The following is a 19,267-nucleotide window of genomic DNA, read 5'->3' on the forward strand; positions in this document are numbered from 1 at the left end:
AATATTATAGGATATACACTCTACTTTGGCATATAACACAAAACTACTGTAGGTTAGTCACTTACGGGAGTTATCTTAAAATTATTTTTTGAGATACAAACAGGTAGAAAGCTAAAGATAATGCTTAATCAAACTTTATTCTTTTCTCCACTTCCCCAATTTATTTAAAATTTCTTGTTCAAATAAGTCTTTTACTTTTTCATTTTCTTCTTTTGATAACGCTTTCGAATTTATGTCTTTCCATGAGATATTACGGCTTTTAGATAGTCGAAGAAGAGTTATTCTTACATTTTCCAAGGGTTCCTCTGCATCTTTTCTGATATAGCATAAAACGGTAGCTTTCTCTTTTTTTAAACAGAAAAAAACTACATAATCCTTAGATTGAGTTTCTTGCCAAACTAATTCCATTGTCTGTTTCTTTCCATCACTTGCATACGCTCGATATTGAGGATATTCAGTTTTGATTGAATCTATCTTATCTTGGATTTCTTTAAAAGAAGAAATGTTATCAATTCGATAATCTTGTCCGTATACATCGACCCCTGGCGAGTAGATGTGAGCGATAAAATAAAGAAGACCTGTGACCAATAATGATATGAGGATAATCTTAATTATTTTTTTATTTTCCATTTCTTCTCTTTTGTATATTATAATAATTTATAGTTTCTATCTTCTTTTTGAATTAACAGAAAAAGTTTTATTCTGAAGACAAATGTAATGAATGCATGTATCTAATTTAAAACTAATATGATCTCTCCCTTTATCTGTTGTAAGAGTATATATATCAATATACATAGTATCTGAACTTTCATATACATCAAAACTGGATTCAGAATCTTGTATACTATATATCGAATCTGCTCTAGAAGAGATTACAACTAAATCAGTTTTTGCTGCTTTATTGAAAATTACATAGAAATGGAGATCTTCTATATTAGGCTTTTTTGTTCGAATACAACTAATACAAAATAATGAAATAATTATTAAGATAAATCTAAACTTTTTCATATTATACTATTTTTTACTAGGGACATTTACAGGAATGAAAGATTGCATTACATTAAAAGTTTTAAATAAATTTTTAGGCTCTCTCCAAAAGAACTCGTTATATATAGTTGATCTGTAGCAATACGATTAACAACTTGTTCTTTTTCGTTTATCTCCCACTCATCTCGCCCGTCTGGATCAATAAATCGCATCGGATTGTTACGACAATATACGTAAGGACTTAACCATGGTTTCTTCTCGCTCAGTGGATCTTGAGTTGTAAACCTCTGTACAAAAACCGTTAAAAACAGCTATTTACATTGTATACCCTTTCTAAGAACGCTATCTTTCGAGTTGTACACCCATCCGCCAAAGATATATTTTTTCTTTCAATTGAAGTAAAAAAGACTTGTATTTGAGATTGATAACGAAGCTTATTTCAGATAAAAAAAAACGATTCTTGTTTTTTATGGCGATAAATACAACGAATTAAGACAAGTACTATATAATCATACTGATGAATATCCGAAGATAGAGACGGAGATAAGGGCTATATTAGAGGATGATGAATGAGCTATTCGTGTAAAGGTATTGTTATGCTATAATATGAAACTCCCGTAGATTTACTTACGGGAGTTATTATTTAGATCTTTATAATACAACGCCTCGTTGTAGCTTGATTTAACAAGACGCTACACTCAGCGGGAGGACTTTTAATTTCTTTATTCTAAGAATAAACTAAATAAGCGATACCTACAAATAATAATAATAATAATAAAACGATTAACCCCACTGTTGTATTTAGAAAATTATTTGATATGTTCGATATTTGATCTTTAAATTCTCCTGAAAGATATTTAATACTCTTTCTCTTCCCTATTAATCGAAAAAATAAATAACGAGTATATAATCCCAATACATTAGCTATAAATCCCCCTAAAAAAAATTCAAGTATTTCCATCATTTATTTTTTTTGTCAGACTTCATTAAGCTTGCTCCCGTCTTAATAGGTGTTCCACTTTGCATAGACCCATTTATATAATTTATGCCTTGATTTAATGTTACATTTATCTTACCTCTTATTTGGGCTGACAATGTACTTAGATTCCCCTTGAACGTTTTAGAAAATTGAGCAGCATTCAATTTATTTATATGCCATAATCCTTTAGCAGGGACACCTATCCCCACTCCCTTTGCTGCTGGAGCGAAATACATTCCTATAATATTAACTAAGCTATTTGTTGCATCATTATTAAGACTTCCATCTAAATTTGTAAAACTGGATTTTGCTCCTGTAAATTCATTTGTTCGACTAACGGCTACCAATTTTGAAGTGTAGCCGTTAGTAGTAATTTACATGCTTTATTGTAATCCTAATATTCTTAATATTTTATCTTCCATGCATGACTTTTAGTATTTTACAATCGCTTTTTCGGATTTCAATGTAGGCAGTACCTCCTCTGCAACCAGGCTCATCACGACAAGGCATAAGCCCTCCAACTTTCCAAATATCATTAACTAATATTGCATTGTATGGTCTTTGTGCCAGGACTTCTTCTCCATATATTGGAAGCCAAATAGCTTCTGCTATTTTTTTAGCGGTTTCTTCATTCGGAACATAATTTGTATTTACGGTGTCTTTGGGGGCTGTTCTATGGCACTCCTGCGAATAGAGGTTCAATGTTATTAATAGAACCACTAAAAATGAAATTATTTTCTTTTTCATGATTATTTCTTTTTATTTTCTGGTTTATTGTATTCATCAACTACACTAAAGGGTCTCTCGTCTATATTTCGTCTATCAATATAATATGGTTTAGTATCTTTAGCATCAACCTGATTTACTCTTTTTCCTCTTGCAGCAGACTTGGGATCACTAGGAATATCTGTAGCTGCACCAACAGGGTTTAATGTCTCTTTGACTTTACGTCGTATTCTAATAACTCGCCTCCTGGAGTTACAATATATTCATTCTGCCCATGCTTTTCGGCAGCAGCTTTATCTGCTGTTCTTTCTCCTACAACCTTCAAATGAAATCATTCATAACACAAGACATCTATTAATTGTAATTGTTGATCATGAAAAGTTAAATACCACGTAGAAAATTCTTCGGATTGTAAAGAATCATAATCTAACAATTTACCTTTCATATTAATTAATCTTTTTGTATAAAAGAATTGATCTTCTTTGTTTATCACACAAAAAAGAGTATCTATATCTCCACATACAACAAATAAAGAATTTCTTATTAAAAAAAAGCCTAAGTTACATGTTATTCCCAATATTGAATTTGGCATGAGGTTTATTTCGATATCATTTTTCACAATATTCATAGAGTAAATATAAGACTCTCTATTGCTTGAACACAATTCATTTCTTAACACTAGAGAGTCAATCTGGGATATTAACGCACTATCTTTGAACATAAGCTCCGGTAATACAGCTTGATATTCTTTAATTATTATTTTTTGTGGATTCTGGGCGTCAAGTCTCCCTCCAATAAAAGAGATAAGAATTAATAGTCCATATTTTATCACCCATCTAAGATTTATCATATTATTTTTTATTTATTAAAGTAGGCAAAGTTTGCTTTTGTAGAATTTGGGTTATATTTCAATGTTTCTTTTGTCTGAGGAATATATAATTTAAACTTTGGGGCTTCACTTGAAATTAAAAGAGTTCCATCTGTCAAAGCTTTTGCTGATGGAATATCCCCTCTTTCAGCTTTTCGCGTTCCTTCAGGAAGTCCACTAGGAAATGGAGCGTAAATAGTAGTTGGAGATTATGTGTGTGTTCTAATAATGGAATGTCTTGTAAAAACTGATTTAGATAGACATCTCTCATACCTCCCTCATTTCTTTCAGAATGAGTTGTTGTTATAAAATTAGAAGTTGGTTGCCCATCTTTTCCAAAAACACCATGACTCCATTCTACGTTTGTATTATCTGCAACAAAATGAAATAATGAATTCGCATTCTCCCCTCCATTTACAGTGTACACATCATATGACCAACTACTTTTATCATCTTCTGAATTTACAGTTACCGTTGACTGGTTTATAGTGCCATATTCGAATGAGATAGATTGTCTGTCTATTCTTGCCCCATCAGTATCTACCATAAAAAGGCATCATGTTGATCTGTAGCAATATGATTAACAATCATTCCTCTTTCATTTATTCCATCTGGCTCAATAAACCTTAGAGGGTTATTCCAACAATATGCATAAGGAAAAGACCAATATTCTTCTCTGATAATGGATCCATTGTCGGTAAATGCGGCACCACCAGATCATATTCACGAATAGCATAATCATACTAAAAATGACTAACAATCATCTTTTTCTTTAGTTAAATCATTGATAAATAATAAAGACAAGATAAGCACTATACCTTGAATTATAAAAACAGGGTATAGAGAGTTACCAACTAAATGATAAACAAAACTAACTAAAGAAACAGGTAATGTTAGTAATATTAGACATCCTGAATAAGTTGAATCCCAATAAAAGGGGTCTTTAGGTAATAATCCTAAAACACCTACTAAACCTAGAAGATTATAGGTTATCATAAGTAGTGATCCTATTTTTTGCTTTTTTGTTTTTAATATTTTCATCCTTCTTTGATTTATGGAAGTGGGTGTTGCTGTTTAAAAAGAATCATAGATGCTAGAATAAATGGAACATTATAACCTGCTAGTCCTTGGATCCCATTTACTGGACCTTTTACAGTTGAGATAGCACCAAAACCAATATACATTAATCCTGCATCGAAACGATCTCGGGGACTTCCAACAAACATTCCGAACCGAGCCTGGAGTGTAAGTAATCTATCTTCTGAATAAACATTAGCACCAAAAAGTGCAGCTGCTCCCTTAGCTTGTTTTGAATCATACCCGAGATCATGCATATAAGCTATAGCATCATTGTAAGATTGTGGCATGAATTGATAAGAATCATCTCCAGAATCATCCCCAACATATTTTTTTGGATTATTTGGTCCAATATAATTTGAACCAAACAAATTACGATGTAATGTTTCAGCATTCACACTATCATCACTAGTACCAAAAATATGATAGCCACTTCCTGATATGATTTGGTTATCTGCCATCAAGTTTCCATTTTGATCTAAAACAGTCCCATACTGATTAGTGTCATTTGGATCATTAGAAAATGTATACTGAGATGTAACCTCGCCATTTTGACTTATGGTTGCAGTGGCACCTGTCGCCAAATGAGTCACGCCACCATCTGAACCATATTTTACATTTACATCATCCTGAGAACGAACACTTCTATCATAATATATTTCATGAACTCCGTCAACAACCCTATATACCCAATCTTTTCCATTCGGGTCAATGAGATTCATTGGATTATTGCCTACATACACATACGGTGAACAAGCGTAATAGTTCTCACTATGTGGATCCATTGTAAGAAATCCAGACGTTTCTGATTTTCTAGACCTAACCAGATAATATTAATCCATATTACTTATAAGGTGACATTGGTATAGAATTAATGTCAAATACCTTGTCATTTTGTAACTTAATATAGTCAATCCCAGCTTTTATTGGAATTAAGATTGGATGCACAGTACTATCTTCTGGGTCAGGGGTGTAAATTGATTTTATCTCAATAAATAGTGTGTCCTTTTCCTCCCTAGTTTTATACTCTTTTATAATATGATACGAGTCAATAATACTAATGGTTACCGAGTCTATTGATATCTTCTGTAGGATAATTCCATTAGAGTCTCTAGGCTGGAAAGAACAACTGGATACAAGTACTAATATAATAAATAATATATATTTCATTTTCTTTTATTTTTAGGTATGGGATAATAAATCGGAATCATATTCTTAAATATGTTATATAAATCGGTTGGTTTTCTATAACCAGATTCGGGGTATAGATTTTGACCTGTTATAGCATTCCACATTTCAACAGCATAATCAGTACAGTTATAGCCATTTGCCCAATCTGTATTGCCTTTTAACTGATTTAATAAATCGACTAAAAGACGCTGTTTATTTGTAATAGGAGTACTTGCTGATAAGAATTCGTAGGCTTCATATAATTTATCTTTTTCATAATTTATTTGAAAAGTTTTACCTTGATTCAATCCATCTTGGACTATTCCCTTTTTGAAAGTTCCAAAAGTTTTCTCTTCACCATCAGTTGAAGTAAGTTTGAGCCACAAATGACCAAATCGGATCCAGCCTGAGGCTTGAGAAGATAGCCCTCCACTTCCTGGATTTGCTAAAATAGTAAGTGTACCCCAATTTTCATCTTGATCTGTTTTCTTATCTCCTTGAGCCGTTAGCCAAGTATTGACTTCCTCCCATTCAACTCTTTCACCATCATCATTTACATAGTATCCCCCTTCCTCACCTTCTTCTTCATTAGCATAAACATATCTGTATGCCATACCTGTCAGATCAGTCAATCTCATCGGATTATTCCCGACATACACATACGGACTCCAACTGTAATAGTTCTCACTATGTGGATCCATCGTAGGTAAATGTGTTACCACTGGGTCATATTGAAATGTCTAATATTCGAGACTCTAGTTATACCATCGCTTATGTTTCCATTTACCCAACTTATCGAGGATCTCGACCTCAAACTTCTTTTTGATTTCCTTATTCTCTTTTTTAGTCAGGTCATCTGTATTTATTAATTTCCAACTGGCAAAATTTGTTCCTTTTGAGACAGCATATAGCGATAATAATGCATTTTTGTTATCTATTGGATCTATTAAACACTGGACTGTCTGATTTTTATCTTCCCAATAAAAAAATACGTGATAATGTTTATTGGAACTATGATCTTCATAAACAATATCCTCCCCTTTTTCATTTGTTTTAATTAAATAATATTGAGGATTGGTCTTCTTAAATTGGTATATCTGCCAATCTAAATCATTAAAAGATTTATTCACAATATACTCTTCTGAAGACATATAGACATCACCTGAAAATCTATATACAAAATGCAAAAACTGATACCCCATAAAAAGTATTATAATTAAAATAATACTTATAACTATTTTATTGGGTGTGATGTCTAAATTTCTCATAATTTTATTGGTAAGTTATGGCATATAAGGTAGTGATGGACTAATATGACTATTCATATAAGAAGTTCCTATAGTCTGATTTTTATTTATTAAGGCATGATTAATGGTATATTGTACATACTTACTTGCTGTGATTGGTCCAAAAGCTCCTAATATCCGTGCAGCTTGTTCTCTATCTCGATAAGTACTACTTGGATTACCCAAAATTGCCTGACACCTCTCCAGTAAATCTTTGTATGCTTTGTATGTACTGGCTGTTAAAAAAGCACCTGTTAATCCGGAAGCTTTGAGCTTATCATAATCTAAATCATGCTGATAAGCCGCTTGTTCTGCTTTCCCTCTAGGATAATATTGATAAGAATCTCTCCCTTTATATGTTTTTGGATTATTATTTCCGATGTAACTAGTTCCACTAAACATTCCGAGTAAGAACCTTTGATGTAAAGTCGTTGCATTTACACTATTATTACTTGTTCCGAAAATAGAATAACCATCACCTCTTGTAATTTTTGAATTATCAATAGTATTCCCATTCATATCTGTTACAGTACCATATTTATTTGCTTTAGTGTCATTTGTAAATGTAAATTCTCCAATGATATTTCCTTTGTTATCATATTGAGTAAGTGTTGATCCTGTTGTTGCATGAGCTACCCTCGGATCTTTACCATATTTTTCATTAACTTGATCCTGTGAGGTTAGATCACTCATCCCTGAACGATTGTTGCTTTGTAGCCTCGAAAATAGTAAACCTGTGAATAATAATATTCATAGGTTTATCTTTAATAGGTCTAAAATCAGTTTATTCATATAAACTCAAATCAATTTTGCATATCATATTAGTAAACTAATATGGCTACCAAGCCACAAACCAAGAAATAAAAATATTTTTTTCTTCGTCTATTGCTACTCCTCTGGAGAAACCATTTTTCCACCCATCTGGCATATAATCTAATGGAGATAAACCTTTCCAGAAATTTCCAGATTTAGATTCCAAAACATAGATTGTAAAGTCCTTAGATAAACCACTGGCTGTCTTATTCGAAAATACATTCTCTTCTGTTAATCCTTCAACCATATTGTCAAACTTCATATATGCGAAGTAAGGAATTGGATAATTTATTTGTCCATTTGCAAAAATATTTTTATAATAAATCTTTGGTACTATATTCCATCTTATATCTCTGTTTGTTTTTATAGTTACTAGATTAGAATCATTTGCACTATAGATTTTATAGGAACTCTGATCAAGAGATTGTTTTAATCTTTGCTTAATATTAAGGTCAACTTCATAAAGTATAAATTCAACACATTTATTTGTAGGATCAGTAATACTAAATGTTACATATCCTTTTCCTTCAATTTTTGAAGGAAAATGCATTACAAACTCTTCCGGAAACTCTGATAATTGCTGTTTATAGGAGGAAAAAGGATCACATCCTCCTAATACAAAGATCTCTGAATAAAGAAAAAATATTATAATAAGAATCGAGTTATTTCTCATAATAATTAAAATGCTGAAAATACTAATTTAATTAGACCACCAAAGGTTATTACATTTTGATCAAGTCCGTAATAATATTGTGATTTGTATTTGTGTCCATCAGGCTTAGTTAATGTATAGCGTGTCGTTTCTATTGAAGCAAAATAATTCCCTTTCACACTCTGATCAACTTCTGATATTTCATTCATTTTGTCACTACGTACATATGTTTTGCTAGGTTTACTTATAGGTTTAGCAGGATCAAAGGTATACATTGTATGAGGTCTGTCCCCCGCATCCCCCCTTGTTGTCACCTTTTTTTCTTCCATATCTACTTTTTCTGCTTTTGTATAATTATATCTCTGCATAAATTCCTCCGATTGTACACCTAAAGAAACAAATTCTTGGTCTAAAAGTTTTCCTTTATCCCCATATTCTATACCATATCCAAATGCTCCATCTTCTCCTAAATTTTCATATTGAGCAAGACCTAGCTCGTATTGATCTCTAATATCATCATTTAATTCTGTTACACCATTGATAAATATAATATCGCCAGTATCATTATTTACAAACCAATCCTTTCCTGTTGGATCTGTAAATTTCATTGGATTATTTCCTACATATACATATGGAGACCAACTGTAATAGTTCTCACTATGTGGGTCTGGTGTAGGTAAATGTGGTACCACCGGATCATATTGTCTGGCTGCGTAGTCATACCAGTTTAAATTGTGCATCTGATCAAATTCTTTTCCATTGTACTTGTAAGCTTGCTTTTCCTGACCTATCCCATCGGCATATTGTAAACCGAAAGGATAATACTAAGTGCTCAGGATTATATAGGCAGAAGCATTAGTCTCTATACGATTATTAAACAATATTCTTGATATGAAAATAATAAATTTCTCTAGGTTTATTTTTAATGACTCCTTTGATAGTTATTGTAATATTTTCCTCTAATAGAATCAACTATATATATATATATCTGGATTGTAGATTAATATATTTGACGGAAGGAGTTAAATGGATAGATTTTACACGCTTCTGGGGATTTGAGCTAATATATATAATATCAATATTGAGTGTGTCATTACTTAAATAAGTCTTATATTCTCCAATGACCATAGATGAACTAATCAGCGAGATATCTATTGAATCCTGATAATTCCTTGATAAACTAATGAAAGATAAATATTCATCTTTAAATTTATGATCCTGGCAAGACATCATACTTAGTAAAAGTAATATTAAAATTATTTCTTTTTTCATTTTTCATTTCTTTTTTGAAGGTAAGAATACAGGAATTCTAGAACTAATATCTTTATATAAAGTTGTCGGATATCTAACCCAAGACGATGGGTATAAATCATTCTTCGTAATAGTATTCCATAAAGAAACTGCATAATCTGTACAATTTTGAAAATTTCCCCATGTTGTATTATTGGTCGATATACTATTACCTTCATTATCTTTATTCATATTGAACATATCTATTAACAAACGTTGTTTATTTGTTATAGGCATACTCATATATGTAAAAGCCTCTGGCTTCCCTTCGTATTTATATATAAGTTCTTTCTCGTAATTCACTTGAAAAGTTTTCCCTTGGTTTAGACCATCTGTAACAATCCCTTTTTTTAAAGTACCAAAAGTTGTAACTGATCCATTATTTCCATTCAATTTGATCCAGCTGTGTCCCAATGATGCTCCAGAGAATTGAGCAGCAGAGAGGTTGTCCGTGACATATTGCAGGTTACCATATACATACAGGGATAGATCTCCCCAGTTGTCATTTTGGTCTGTTATATTATCCGTAGCAGTAAGCCATTTTTGCACCTCTTCCCATTCAACTCTTTTACCATCATCATTTACATAGTATCCCCCCTTCCTCGCCTTCTTCTTCATTAGCATAAACATATCTGTATGCCATCCCTGTTGGGTCTATAAACTTCATCGGATTATTACGTATACATAAGGAGAGATACTGTAATATTTTTCCGCCAATGGGTCTTGAGTCGGTGTTGTTATATAGCCCGTATCATAAAATCTGGCACTATAATCATACCAGTTCAATCCATGAGTTTCATCTAACTCCTTCCCATTATACTTGTAAGGCTAACTGCTTTGCCCAGCAGTAGTACTTTCGGAAAACGCCATCCCGAAAGGATAATGCTCATTACTCTGGGTGACAGTTCCCGAAGCATCGGCTACTATACGGTTGTTACCCAAGTGATCTTTGATATAAAAACAGAACTTTTTATCGTCATTATCATAATATCCGTTTGATAATAATATTCTTTTTAAATGGCCTTCTTCATAAATCATATTACCTACATAGTCCGTTGTATGAATTTGGCTGTATTCACTATCAGCTCCTGTTGTACCGCTTACAGGTGCTTCTTTTTGTTTTGGATCGGACTGATGAACTACTTTTAGCTTGCTACCATCTGCGGTATAAGTATAGGTATTCTTTGCTTTTACATTATCATTATCTATAAGCAGTTCATTAGGCAAATTCAGATAGTTATAGGCTATATCCTGTATGCCTTTGTTCAAATCCTGTCATGGCAATAAGAGCTACAGTTTCCTCGTCATTCATACCCATACGTCAAAATCCTTAACGGGCTTAGCTTCCCGTCTACACCTCCCATGTTTACAGATATTAACCTTATCTACACTACAACCAATTGATTTTCTAAAGATTCACGATCCTTAATCATCCTTTAGAGCCCAATAAACAAGTCAATTCTCCAGCATATAAATTAATAGACATAGACTAATAGAAAGTATTTCTATTACGCGATTTAAGATATCTAATTCTTAGATTTTGAGCTGAAATAATTGGATTCTTTGTTCACAAGCGATATGGAATTATTGAGAGATTATAAGGAAAATCTTGTTTCATATAAGGTCTTAGTTTAGAGAATGGCACAAAAAAAGGTTCTTCGCAGGCCCGAGTTACTGTACCAAAATCAGGAGTAAAATAAACACCTTTTTTAGAGATAGCCCATCGGGGATTTTGCCAACATTCCAACCTGGTGTAATCGCAGTAATCATCACTTATTGGGTTCTGAAAATTTTCCTGTTCATTTACCAAATCATAAATTATAGTAGCATCGATATTATAAATATCCTTCAGATCGTAACTTTTGCCATTATTAAGGTCTAAAAGGTAACCAATACCTCCAAAATCAGGATGCGCACCTCCACAAAACCAAGCTGAAAAGACTTTGAAACCAATCAGGTTATTATCCTGATAACCGATAGTAGTTGTATACTCAATACCTGTACCATCACTATAATCCCAATTAAAGGAACAAGATAGTTGATTCAGTATATTTTCAAAGTGGATTTCATCTAATAATGGATTGACGGTTGTAACCTGATTCTTATTAAACCCATTACCCAATCGAAAAAAAGGTGCATCACAGTGTTCTTCCGAGAACCAGATTATAGATTTATCTTCGATCTGTGAAACCGAATCTCTTTTTAATTTTACAAAAGAAGACCGGACATAGTCATAAGAATCTTTTTCTCGCAATTTTTCTACACAACTAATTCCGATATATGGATTTTGTATATTATCAGTATCTATAGGAGTCAATATTACCGGTAATGCTTTTCCTTTACTATTCACCCATTTTCCCTCAAAATTATTCCCTTTTCTTGTCAAAGTAAAAGTTTCGGTCACTTTGTCGAATCCCGACTCAACTACTAAGTTATAAGTATTATTCTGACGGTTTCCCCATAATACAATATCTTTGAGCGACGACTGATAGAAGTAGCGTCCCATCGCCCTTCGATCGTTATTGGAGTTATCTTCTGGATAATCTTCAATATTCATATAAATAGGAATAGTACCAATCATTCCCTGCAACTTATATTCCTTATGAGCTGATTTCCCATTAGTTTTAGCAACGACCTCTAAAGATGGTATTCTTCCTGTTAACTTCACTGGGACAGAAATAACATCTGGATATTTAATAATATTAGCTCCGATTAATATAAATAAAATAAATACAGAAACAATGGTTATACCCCAATTTAATAACCATGAAGGTATATTAGTACATCCGGCATTAGTACAATTAGTCCAAGACTGAGCAGGGCTGCAACCATCCGTACATCCCGAAGTCCATCCTCCTTCTTTCATTTCACTCATACTATCTTCATTTAAGAATGCAATGACATCTTTTTCAAGATTTAAATTGATTTTTTTTAATTTTTGCATAATGCTTAGTTTATTGTAGACTCTCTTATTATTTTCTTTTAAATAAAAAATATCCTATTATCATAAAGACAATGTAGAAGATGCTATTATAATATTGCTCCATTTCAACAATATCAACTTCATGACTAAAACTCATACTTGCATTGTTGATAGAATAATATGGAATTAAATAGTTATAGTCCCATTTTGAAGATACTAAAAGCGTGAAAATTGTAATGAAGCAGCCAATACTTATTGGTATCACAAATGATTTGAAAGTTAGACTTAAACAATACTGAATGGATGCTATCGCCAGTAATGAAAGAAATATCTTACAAAAAACAATGAAAATAATGTCTCTGGCATCATAATCTTGAAATGCTAATTCCGGTAAAATATAACTAAAACAATAGCCACTTCCCAAAAAGAATATATATGCAACTAAAACAGATAATAATATTATCTCAGTAAGATAAATTATTTTAGCTAGAAATAACGATAATTTATTTACTGGAAGCGTGAATAGTTGTTTATAATTATTATTCTTAGATTCTATTTCACAAAGAGAATAGCAGAGTATCGATGTTATCATTGGATATAGAAATATGAAGAAATTAAAAGTATATCGTCCAAGGATATAAACCCAAGGATTATATCCAAATATATCAGAGCCTTTTGACTCATAAATAATATATATATCAACTATTAACAGTATAATTAAAGGAAATAATAACATCAATAATACAGCAAAATTTCCTCTGGCTTTGTAATGTTCTGCCTTTAGTATAGATATAAAATCAATCTTTTTCATCTTACTTTTTAGATGTTAGAGTTAAAAATACAGTTTCCAGATCAAGTGCTTGTGATTCCATAGAATATATTTCTATGTTGTTTGAAATAAAAGATTTTAATAGAGAAGACTGTTCATTGTCATCACACAGTCTGATTTTTAACACATTACCAAATATAGACACTACTTTAAATGATTGTTGTTCACATAATAACAGTGCTTTTTCTGGATTATTCACTTTTATAACAATTTCTTTATTAAGATTTAAAAGTAAATCTTCCTTTTTTCCCTGATAGATAAGTATTCCTTGGTCTAGTATACCAAAATGGGTACATATTTTTTCGAGTTCGGTCAATAGGTGGCTAGATAAAAAAACGGTTTTACCTTGCTTATTCAACTTTAAAATTAATTCTCGAATATCATGAATGCCATGTGGATCTAGCCCATTTAAAGGCTCGTCTAAAATGAGGATGTCAGGATCATGAAATATTGCCATGGCAATCCCCAATCGTTGTTTCATACCTGTTGAGAATCGTTTCACCTTTTTATCTTTAGCTTCATTTAAGCCTACAAGACTAAGAATCTCTAAGATTCTATTTTCTCCGCATTTAAAAATAAAATCTAAATATTTGAGATTTTCGTAAGCCGTCAATTCTTGATAAAAACAGGGGGACTCTATTAAGCTTCCAATTTTACCAAGATTCTTCATTCTAGCATTATTAAACTCGTCATCTTCATAGAATATAGAATTTACTGGAGACTTTAGTAATCCTAATAAAAGTTTGATCGTTGTCGATTTTCCGGCTCCATTTTTACCCAGATATCCATATATGCTGCCAATTGGAACAGATAAGTCTATATGATCTAAAACACGCTGTTTTTTATATTTATAGTTTAGGTTCGTAGTTGTTATAGCATCCATCTTGATTAATTAAAAGTAATGTTATTCATGGTATCAATATAAAATATACCATCTGTCATTCTTGACCAATTAGCTCTAATATTTATTCCTTGATTAATTTTAGAGAACGTTTCTCCCCTCAAAAAAGAATTTGAATCTATCTCTGATGTATTTATAAAAAAATATTGATTTTTAGTTTGATGAAATACATATTCAATTGATTTGTTGTTAGCTCTATCCATAAGCCCTTTAGAGTTGTTGTATCTTCCGAATGATGTAAATGTTATAAGATAAGACATATCTCCATATCTCGATTTTATGTACTCCGCTAATGGCTTAAAATTAAAATAGCTACTCTGGGTATCATTATAGTTATAGAGCGTGTGTACATTTGCAGTCCATACAATGATTTTTTTGTCCTTATAAACTGAGTCAATCAACCAAATAAGATTCTGAGCCATTAAAGAATCTCTACTTTGCATACTTTCCTTAGAACCGGCTTTATATTTCCATACAGTTTTATATCGAGACCTAAGTCCAGATAAATATCTCACGTAAATATTATCTGAGATATTGCTTTTCTTTATTTCCAACAAGCTAATTATTGTAGATAGCTCTGCCAACAAAGAATCTTTAGAATCTTTAGATAGCTTTCGATGTTGCCATTCATTGAAGTATAAAGACATTTTTTGTTTATGAAAGGACAAAGCGGGATACTCATTAATATCAATATCTTTTTGTTTCAGATATGAGTTTAATAACTCATATCTGAATAAATCGTCAATTTTTCCTGTTAGTTGAATATCAAATCCTCCCAATATTATAGGGTTGTCCCTTTCTTTTGTATACCTGTAATAGTCCCAAAGGTTTTTATTCTCGGCATTGTCCCACCAAAAATTATATAAGCCTAGAGCCGGAATTTTTTCTCTATCCATTTTAAATGTTTGATGATCGAGTTGTTCATTCATTAGCCACATATCGTATAATCCAGCTTCATAAAGAACAATATCGTAATTCAAGTTTTCATGGAGATATTTGATAAGCCTTCCCTTAGCTCTAAAAGCAGATGCATCTGAATGTAATTGCTCCCCAAGAAAAATAATTCTATTGTTCTTTAATATTGATGACAAAAAGGCTAGATCGGAATTGTTTGTATCTAGCATATCTATACTATTTATTGGATAGATGATAGTTTCAAGCCCTTCAATTTGCGGATTTACTTGTCCTTCTTTATATATAAAGATATTTATCAAAATGATAAGGCATACCACAGTGATTATAATTATAAGATTTCGATTTAACATACTGAATTATAGTAAAAAAATACTAGTTTATCTTCCCATAGATACTTAATGTTATCTATGAAGGTTTTTAGTTCTTGTTTATTCAGAGTATTGGCTAAGGCAATATCCTGAATACTCTTATTCCCGTCGCATTGATTTATTAGATCTAAGCTTTTAGAATCTATCTCACAAAAACAATTGTGCTTAAATATTGAAATAAGAATCATTTAATCTTTGCTTTTACCTATTTGTTTCTTGTATAAAACATCTAGCTGACTAAGAACATAGATACAGTATGCTTCATCTTTATTATTCAAAAAGCATAGTTGTAGTATCTTTTCCATAATTTTATAAAAAAAAGCAAAGAGTAATTTATCTTTTTGGGGCATAGAATATTTTATTAATGCCGATTCATATAAGAATAGAAAATGCTCTCCATTTTGAGGTTTATTGTTTTTTAACAATTTCACAACTAATTCTTGACTGAGTATGATTTTATAATCATCTAAGAATAAGACAGGAGTATCTGTGGTATTAGTAAATACAGGATAAAGTGCTCTCGGTTATTCTTACATTCAGTATTCTTTTATCTAGTTAGTTAGCAGCTTATTTACTGAAGAGTTAATCAACTTGAATTTTCATTTCTCTTCTTTATTTTAACATAATTATATAACAACCAAAATGAGTTAACAAAGATAAAATTTGAATATAAATAAACATACTCATTTTACGTTTAATTGCATTTGCCTCAATTATTACAAATAGAAAAGAAATAAGAGAGTTTTTGACGGAATAATGATGAAATATCTTACTTGACAGTCATTAAATAATCACGAAATCTTCATAAATCGATCAAAAAAAGCTTAAGTATCCTAGGCTCTTTTGAGTATAGGTAAAAAGTGGTATTTTTGTTCGACTTATTTATATTAAAAAAAGCATCTGACATCTTTTGTATGGATGCAGATGTTTTTTATATGGATGATACTTGCTTTATCCAGGTACAGGACTAAAAATTCTCCAGAAAGGGAAGAAGGGATATAATAAATACTCTACCCATCATTATATTTTTTTTAGTACCATCTTAAAGCAATCAACGACCTTTAAATTAGAGAAAATGAGAAATTATCAAAAAAAGAAGAAAGAGTTATCAAAGCAGGTATTCGACATTCTCGATAACAGAGGGTATCTGATGTGGAAAGAGATAAAAAAGCCCCTTCAGGGTGGAGAGGCTCCAACTACCTTTGTCACAAATTTCAATACAATATCCGAAGCCAGAGAGCTTTTAAGAAGCTTTCCCGAAATGGAAGAGATTAGTGTCAATTATGATGACTTCACCATATTTACAAACCGTATATTATTTACTGTTAAGCCCAGAATAACGGATAAAATACCTGAAATAACAGAAGATGAACCTAATACTCCTCCGGAATAAATAAAACCTGGAAGTCAATATTTTAATATTTTGTAAAAAAGCGATACCCTTAAAGATTGAGCCCGATAAAAAAGAGTGTCAGAGATAAAATAAAGTTTAATTAAAAGGTAATAAAGCGATAAACGAATTGATAAAATATCATTTAACTTTTCTATTCTTTTTCAAGAAATCAGCCGATAAGTGTAGCTTTTTACCTGCTGATTTTATGTATGCAGTCTTTCCGGTTCACTGCATATTCTTAACCTTATTGCCATAACCGTCTAATACCATTCCGTTTTCTAAGTAATATCGAGTATCTGCGGGATTAGTGTCTGAGAGGTTTCTCAAACTAGACAACGTTGACGCTGAAGGTAACTTTTTATATATCGTATTACTTTTGTCAATTAACATAGGCTCACCATTTTTCTCTATATAAGCATATTCTCCTTGAAAAGGTAAGGCACGGTCGTATTGAGGTTCAATTATTATATGGCCCTTATCGTTTATATATCCGTATTTTATCGTACCGTTAGAGTCTTCAGTGTAAACAAGGGCTGAACCGAAGCAAAATCCCGTAAGAAATACATATTCACTGGTTGGAGGAATTATTATCTCACCCTGATTGTTAATGTAAAACGCATCTCCGTTTTCGTCTTCCACCACTACTAGATCCGAATGATTCTTAAATGCAGTTTGGGCATCCCAATTATCCTTGGTTATTTGACGCATACTCAGGTCGTAAATAGTTCTAATTCCTCTTGATTCAATATATTGTGTAGCATAAATATACCCCCTTATAATCTCTATCCGAGAGTACCTTTGGGGAAGAAGAATCTTTCCTTCTCCGTCATATAAAGCGGTTAGAGTATCCTTTACCGTAAAAAATCCGGGAAAAGGGGCGTCAATCCACCCTTTAGAGGGAGCAATAATAATGTTCCCATTTTTGTCCATAACCCCTATCTTTTTTGCATTTTCATCTATAGAAATTAGATAATACTTTGCATATAAAGTATCAATAATATTATATTCGTATTGAAGGGCTTTTGCATCTACATCCAGTTTATAAGTATAAAAACCGTTGTCTTTATAATCCTCGATTTTGTTACCTCTGAAAAACAGGCTGTCGATATGTTCCAGAAGATAATATTGAGGTTCCACAATCCAGTTTCCCGAATTATCTACAATGCCATATTGGTCTGTTTCGGGATCAATGGCAGTGTGATAAGGATTTTCAGCCGATTGCAGATCGGCGTTGATAAGTGTTCCAAATACTTTTACACTATCCATCTCTGCAATACAACGTATATCTATTTGATTAATAGTCTTTTCGAACTGTATCCAAATGATGCAATCCTGACTAACATCGGGTGCATCAATAGAATGTGTATCAAAAATATCCTTTTTCAGTTTTTCGAGTGAGTCGTATTTTCCCTCATCAATATCTTTGATTATAGCCTTACAAAGGTGTACCATTTTCTGATAATAAGCACTCATAGCAGGAGGATACTCGACTCTTATGTCGTCTGAAACATAATCCAATACCATCCCCTCTTTGCTCTTAGCTTGTATAGTAGTTATCCGATTAGCAGTATTTGATAAAAGAATCTCAGCCTCCTTATCCTTCATTGAGATCAATTGTACATAATTATTGCTTGTACCGAAAGTAGGATTCTCCTTCGATAAAGAAACTTGCTGAATATTGGCCGGATAATTTACAATTATTTCCACCTGCAAACTATCTATATACTTAGCGTTTTTTTGTGTATATTGATATTGGGAGAGAAAGACTTTGTTATGTGGTTCATCTATCGTTCCATCGCTGTAATATACTTTATGAATAATAATATCACCGAAGTTGTAAGAACTGGCTTCCCTCCATAAAGGTATATTTATAATACGGTCGATATCAGATAAAAAGTTGGGTAAAACTACTTCCGAATATGGAGGCTTTAACCATTGATTGAAACAGCTGGTTTTTAACAGATTATTGAGCTTTGTTTTAAGACTGTCTTTATTTATATGGGTCAAAGCAGGAGGCGGTGCCAATGCTCTACTGCTATTGTCGTTACCATTCCATTTAACATATTGCGCATTTGAGGAAATGAATTTTG

21 protein-coding genes and 1 pseudogene are annotated in these 19,267 nt (G+C 32.0%); 1 reads left to right on the forward strand and 21 read right to left on the reverse strand.

Translation table 11 applies throughout. The features are described from left to right. Positions 1-135: 135 nt before the first annotated feature. The 20 genes and pseudogenes from IR022_RS05620 to IR022_RS05710 all read right to left on the reverse strand — a co-directional run bounded on the left by IR022_RS05620 (position 136) and on the right by IR022_RS05710 (position 15,766). Positions 136-630: a hypothetical protein gene (locus tag IR022_RS05620; RefSeq protein WP_194202944.1), complete on the reverse strand. Its 495-nt coding sequence runs from the start codon at positions 628-630 to the stop codon at positions 136-138. 425 nt (positions 631-1,055) lie between these two features. After that, the gene (locus IR022_RS05625; protein ID WP_194202973.1) at positions 1,056-1,298 is read right to left on the reverse strand and encodes an RHS repeat-associated core domain-containing protein; all 243 of its coding nucleotides are present in this window, start codon (positions 1,296-1,298) and stop codon (positions 1,056-1,058) included. A 649-nt stretch (positions 1,299-1,947) separates the two neighbouring features. Further along, positions 1,948-2,313, reverse strand: a complete 366-nt coding sequence (locus tag IR022_RS05630; RefSeq protein ID WP_194202945.1) for a hypothetical protein — start codon at positions 2,311-2,313, stop codon at positions 1,948-1,950. A gap of 64 nt (positions 2,314-2,377) precedes the next feature. After that, a complete protein-coding gene (locus IR022_RS05635) occupies positions 2,378-2,713 on the reverse strand; it encodes a YbbC/YhhH family protein (RefSeq protein ID WP_194202946.1) in 336 nt (111 codons plus the stop codon). Between the two features lie 181 nt (positions 2,714-2,894). Beyond that, positions 2,895-3,017: a hypothetical protein gene (locus IR022_RS20165; protein ID WP_262892240.1), complete on the reverse strand. Its 123-nt coding sequence runs from the start codon at positions 3,015-3,017 to the stop codon at positions 2,895-2,897. A 6-nt stretch (positions 3,018-3,023) separates the two neighbouring features. Further along, positions 3,024-3,542 carry a hypothetical protein gene (locus IR022_RS05640; RefSeq protein ID WP_194202947.1) on the reverse strand — a complete coding sequence of 173 codons (519 nt, stop codon included), beginning with the start codon at positions 3,540-3,542 and terminating at the stop codon, positions 3,024-3,026. Between the two features lie 133 nt (positions 3,543-3,675). Continuing rightward, positions 3,676-4,107: a JAB-like toxin 1 domain-containing protein gene (locus IR022_RS05645; protein ID WP_194202948.1), complete on the reverse strand. Its 432-nt coding sequence runs from the start codon at positions 4,105-4,107 to the stop codon at positions 3,676-3,678. 206 nt (positions 4,108-4,313) lie between these two features. Further along, the gene (locus tag IR022_RS05650; protein ID WP_194202949.1) at positions 4,314-4,601 is read right to left on the reverse strand and encodes a hypothetical protein; all 288 of its coding nucleotides are present in this window, start codon (positions 4,599-4,601) and stop codon (positions 4,314-4,316) included. Between the two features lie 11 nt (positions 4,602-4,612). Then, on the reverse strand, positions 4,613-5,422 hold the full coding sequence (locus IR022_RS05655; RefSeq protein ID WP_194202950.1) for a hypothetical protein: 810 nt from the start codon (positions 5,420-5,422) through the stop codon (positions 4,613-4,615). A 381-nt stretch (positions 5,423-5,803) separates the two neighbouring features. Continuing rightward, positions 5,804-6,508 (reverse strand): hypothetical protein, encoded by a 705-nt coding sequence (locus IR022_RS05660; RefSeq protein WP_194202951.1) that lies wholly within the window; start codon positions 6,506-6,508, stop codon positions 5,804-5,806. 54 nt (positions 6,509-6,562) lie between these two features. Then, complete coding sequence (locus tag IR022_RS05665) at positions 6,563-7,075, reverse strand: hypothetical protein (protein ID WP_194202952.1); 513 nt, start codon at positions 7,073-7,075, stop codon at positions 6,563-6,565. 15 nt (positions 7,076-7,090) lie between these two features. Continuing rightward, positions 7,091-7,786 carry a hypothetical protein gene (locus IR022_RS05670; protein WP_194202953.1) on the reverse strand — a complete coding sequence of 232 codons (696 nt, stop codon included), beginning with the start codon at positions 7,784-7,786 and terminating at the stop codon, positions 7,091-7,093. A gap of 145 nt (positions 7,787-7,931) precedes the next feature. Continuing rightward, a complete protein-coding gene (locus tag IR022_RS05675; RefSeq protein ID WP_194202954.1) occupies positions 7,932-8,579 on the reverse strand; it encodes a hypothetical protein in 648 nt (215 codons plus the stop codon). Positions 8,580-8,584: 5 nt separating this feature from the next. Then, positions 8,585-9,370 (reverse strand): annotated as a pseudogene (locus IR022_RS05680) (RHS repeat-associated core domain-containing protein); the annotation flags it as partial. 463 nt (positions 9,371-9,833) lie between these two features. Next, entirely contained in the window at positions 9,834-10,466 is a 633-nt protein-coding gene (locus tag IR022_RS05685; protein ID WP_194202955.1) for a hypothetical protein, read from the reverse strand. A gap of 210 nt (positions 10,467-10,676) precedes the next feature. Beyond that, positions 10,677-11,117 (reverse strand): hypothetical protein, encoded by a 441-nt coding sequence (locus IR022_RS05690; protein ID WP_194202956.1) that lies wholly within the window; start codon positions 11,115-11,117, stop codon positions 10,677-10,679. A 298-nt stretch (positions 11,118-11,415) separates the two neighbouring features. Next, positions 11,416-12,792 (reverse strand): hypothetical protein, encoded by a 1,377-nt coding sequence (locus IR022_RS05695; protein WP_194202957.1) that lies wholly within the window; start codon positions 12,790-12,792, stop codon positions 11,416-11,418. A 28-nt stretch (positions 12,793-12,820) separates the two neighbouring features. Next, complete coding sequence (locus tag IR022_RS05700; RefSeq protein ID WP_194202958.1) at positions 12,821-13,582, reverse strand: ABC transporter permease; 762 nt, start codon at positions 13,580-13,582, stop codon at positions 12,821-12,823. Position 13,583: 1 nt separating this feature from the next. After that, the gene (locus IR022_RS05705; RefSeq protein ID WP_194202959.1) at positions 13,584-14,483 is read right to left on the reverse strand and encodes an ATP-binding cassette domain-containing protein; all 900 of its coding nucleotides are present in this window, start codon (positions 14,481-14,483) and stop codon (positions 13,584-13,586) included. Between the two features lie 5 nt (positions 14,484-14,488). Beyond that, positions 14,489-15,766 carry an erythromycin esterase family protein gene (locus IR022_RS05710; RefSeq protein WP_194202960.1) on the reverse strand — a complete coding sequence of 426 codons (1,278 nt, stop codon included), beginning with the start codon at positions 15,764-15,766 and terminating at the stop codon, positions 14,489-14,491. A 1,093-nt stretch (positions 15,767-16,859) separates the two neighbouring features. Between IR022_RS05710 and IR022_RS05715 the strand changes: the two genes are divergently transcribed. Continuing rightward, positions 16,860-17,177, forward strand: a complete 318-nt coding sequence (locus IR022_RS05715) for a hypothetical protein (protein ID WP_194202961.1) — start codon at positions 16,860-16,862, stop codon at positions 17,175-17,177. Positions 17,178-17,402: 225 nt separating this feature from the next. Here the strand turns inward: IR022_RS05715 and IR022_RS05720 are convergent. Continuing rightward, positions 17,403-19,267: WG repeat-containing protein (locus IR022_RS05720; RefSeq protein WP_194202962.1), on the reverse strand; the 1,865-nt coding region annotated here is incomplete at its 5' end.

Source organism: Dysgonomonas sp. GY617, assembly GCF_015233815.1.
GTDB lineage: Bacteria > Bacteroidota > Bacteroidia > Bacteroidales > Dysgonomonadaceae > Dysgonomonas_A.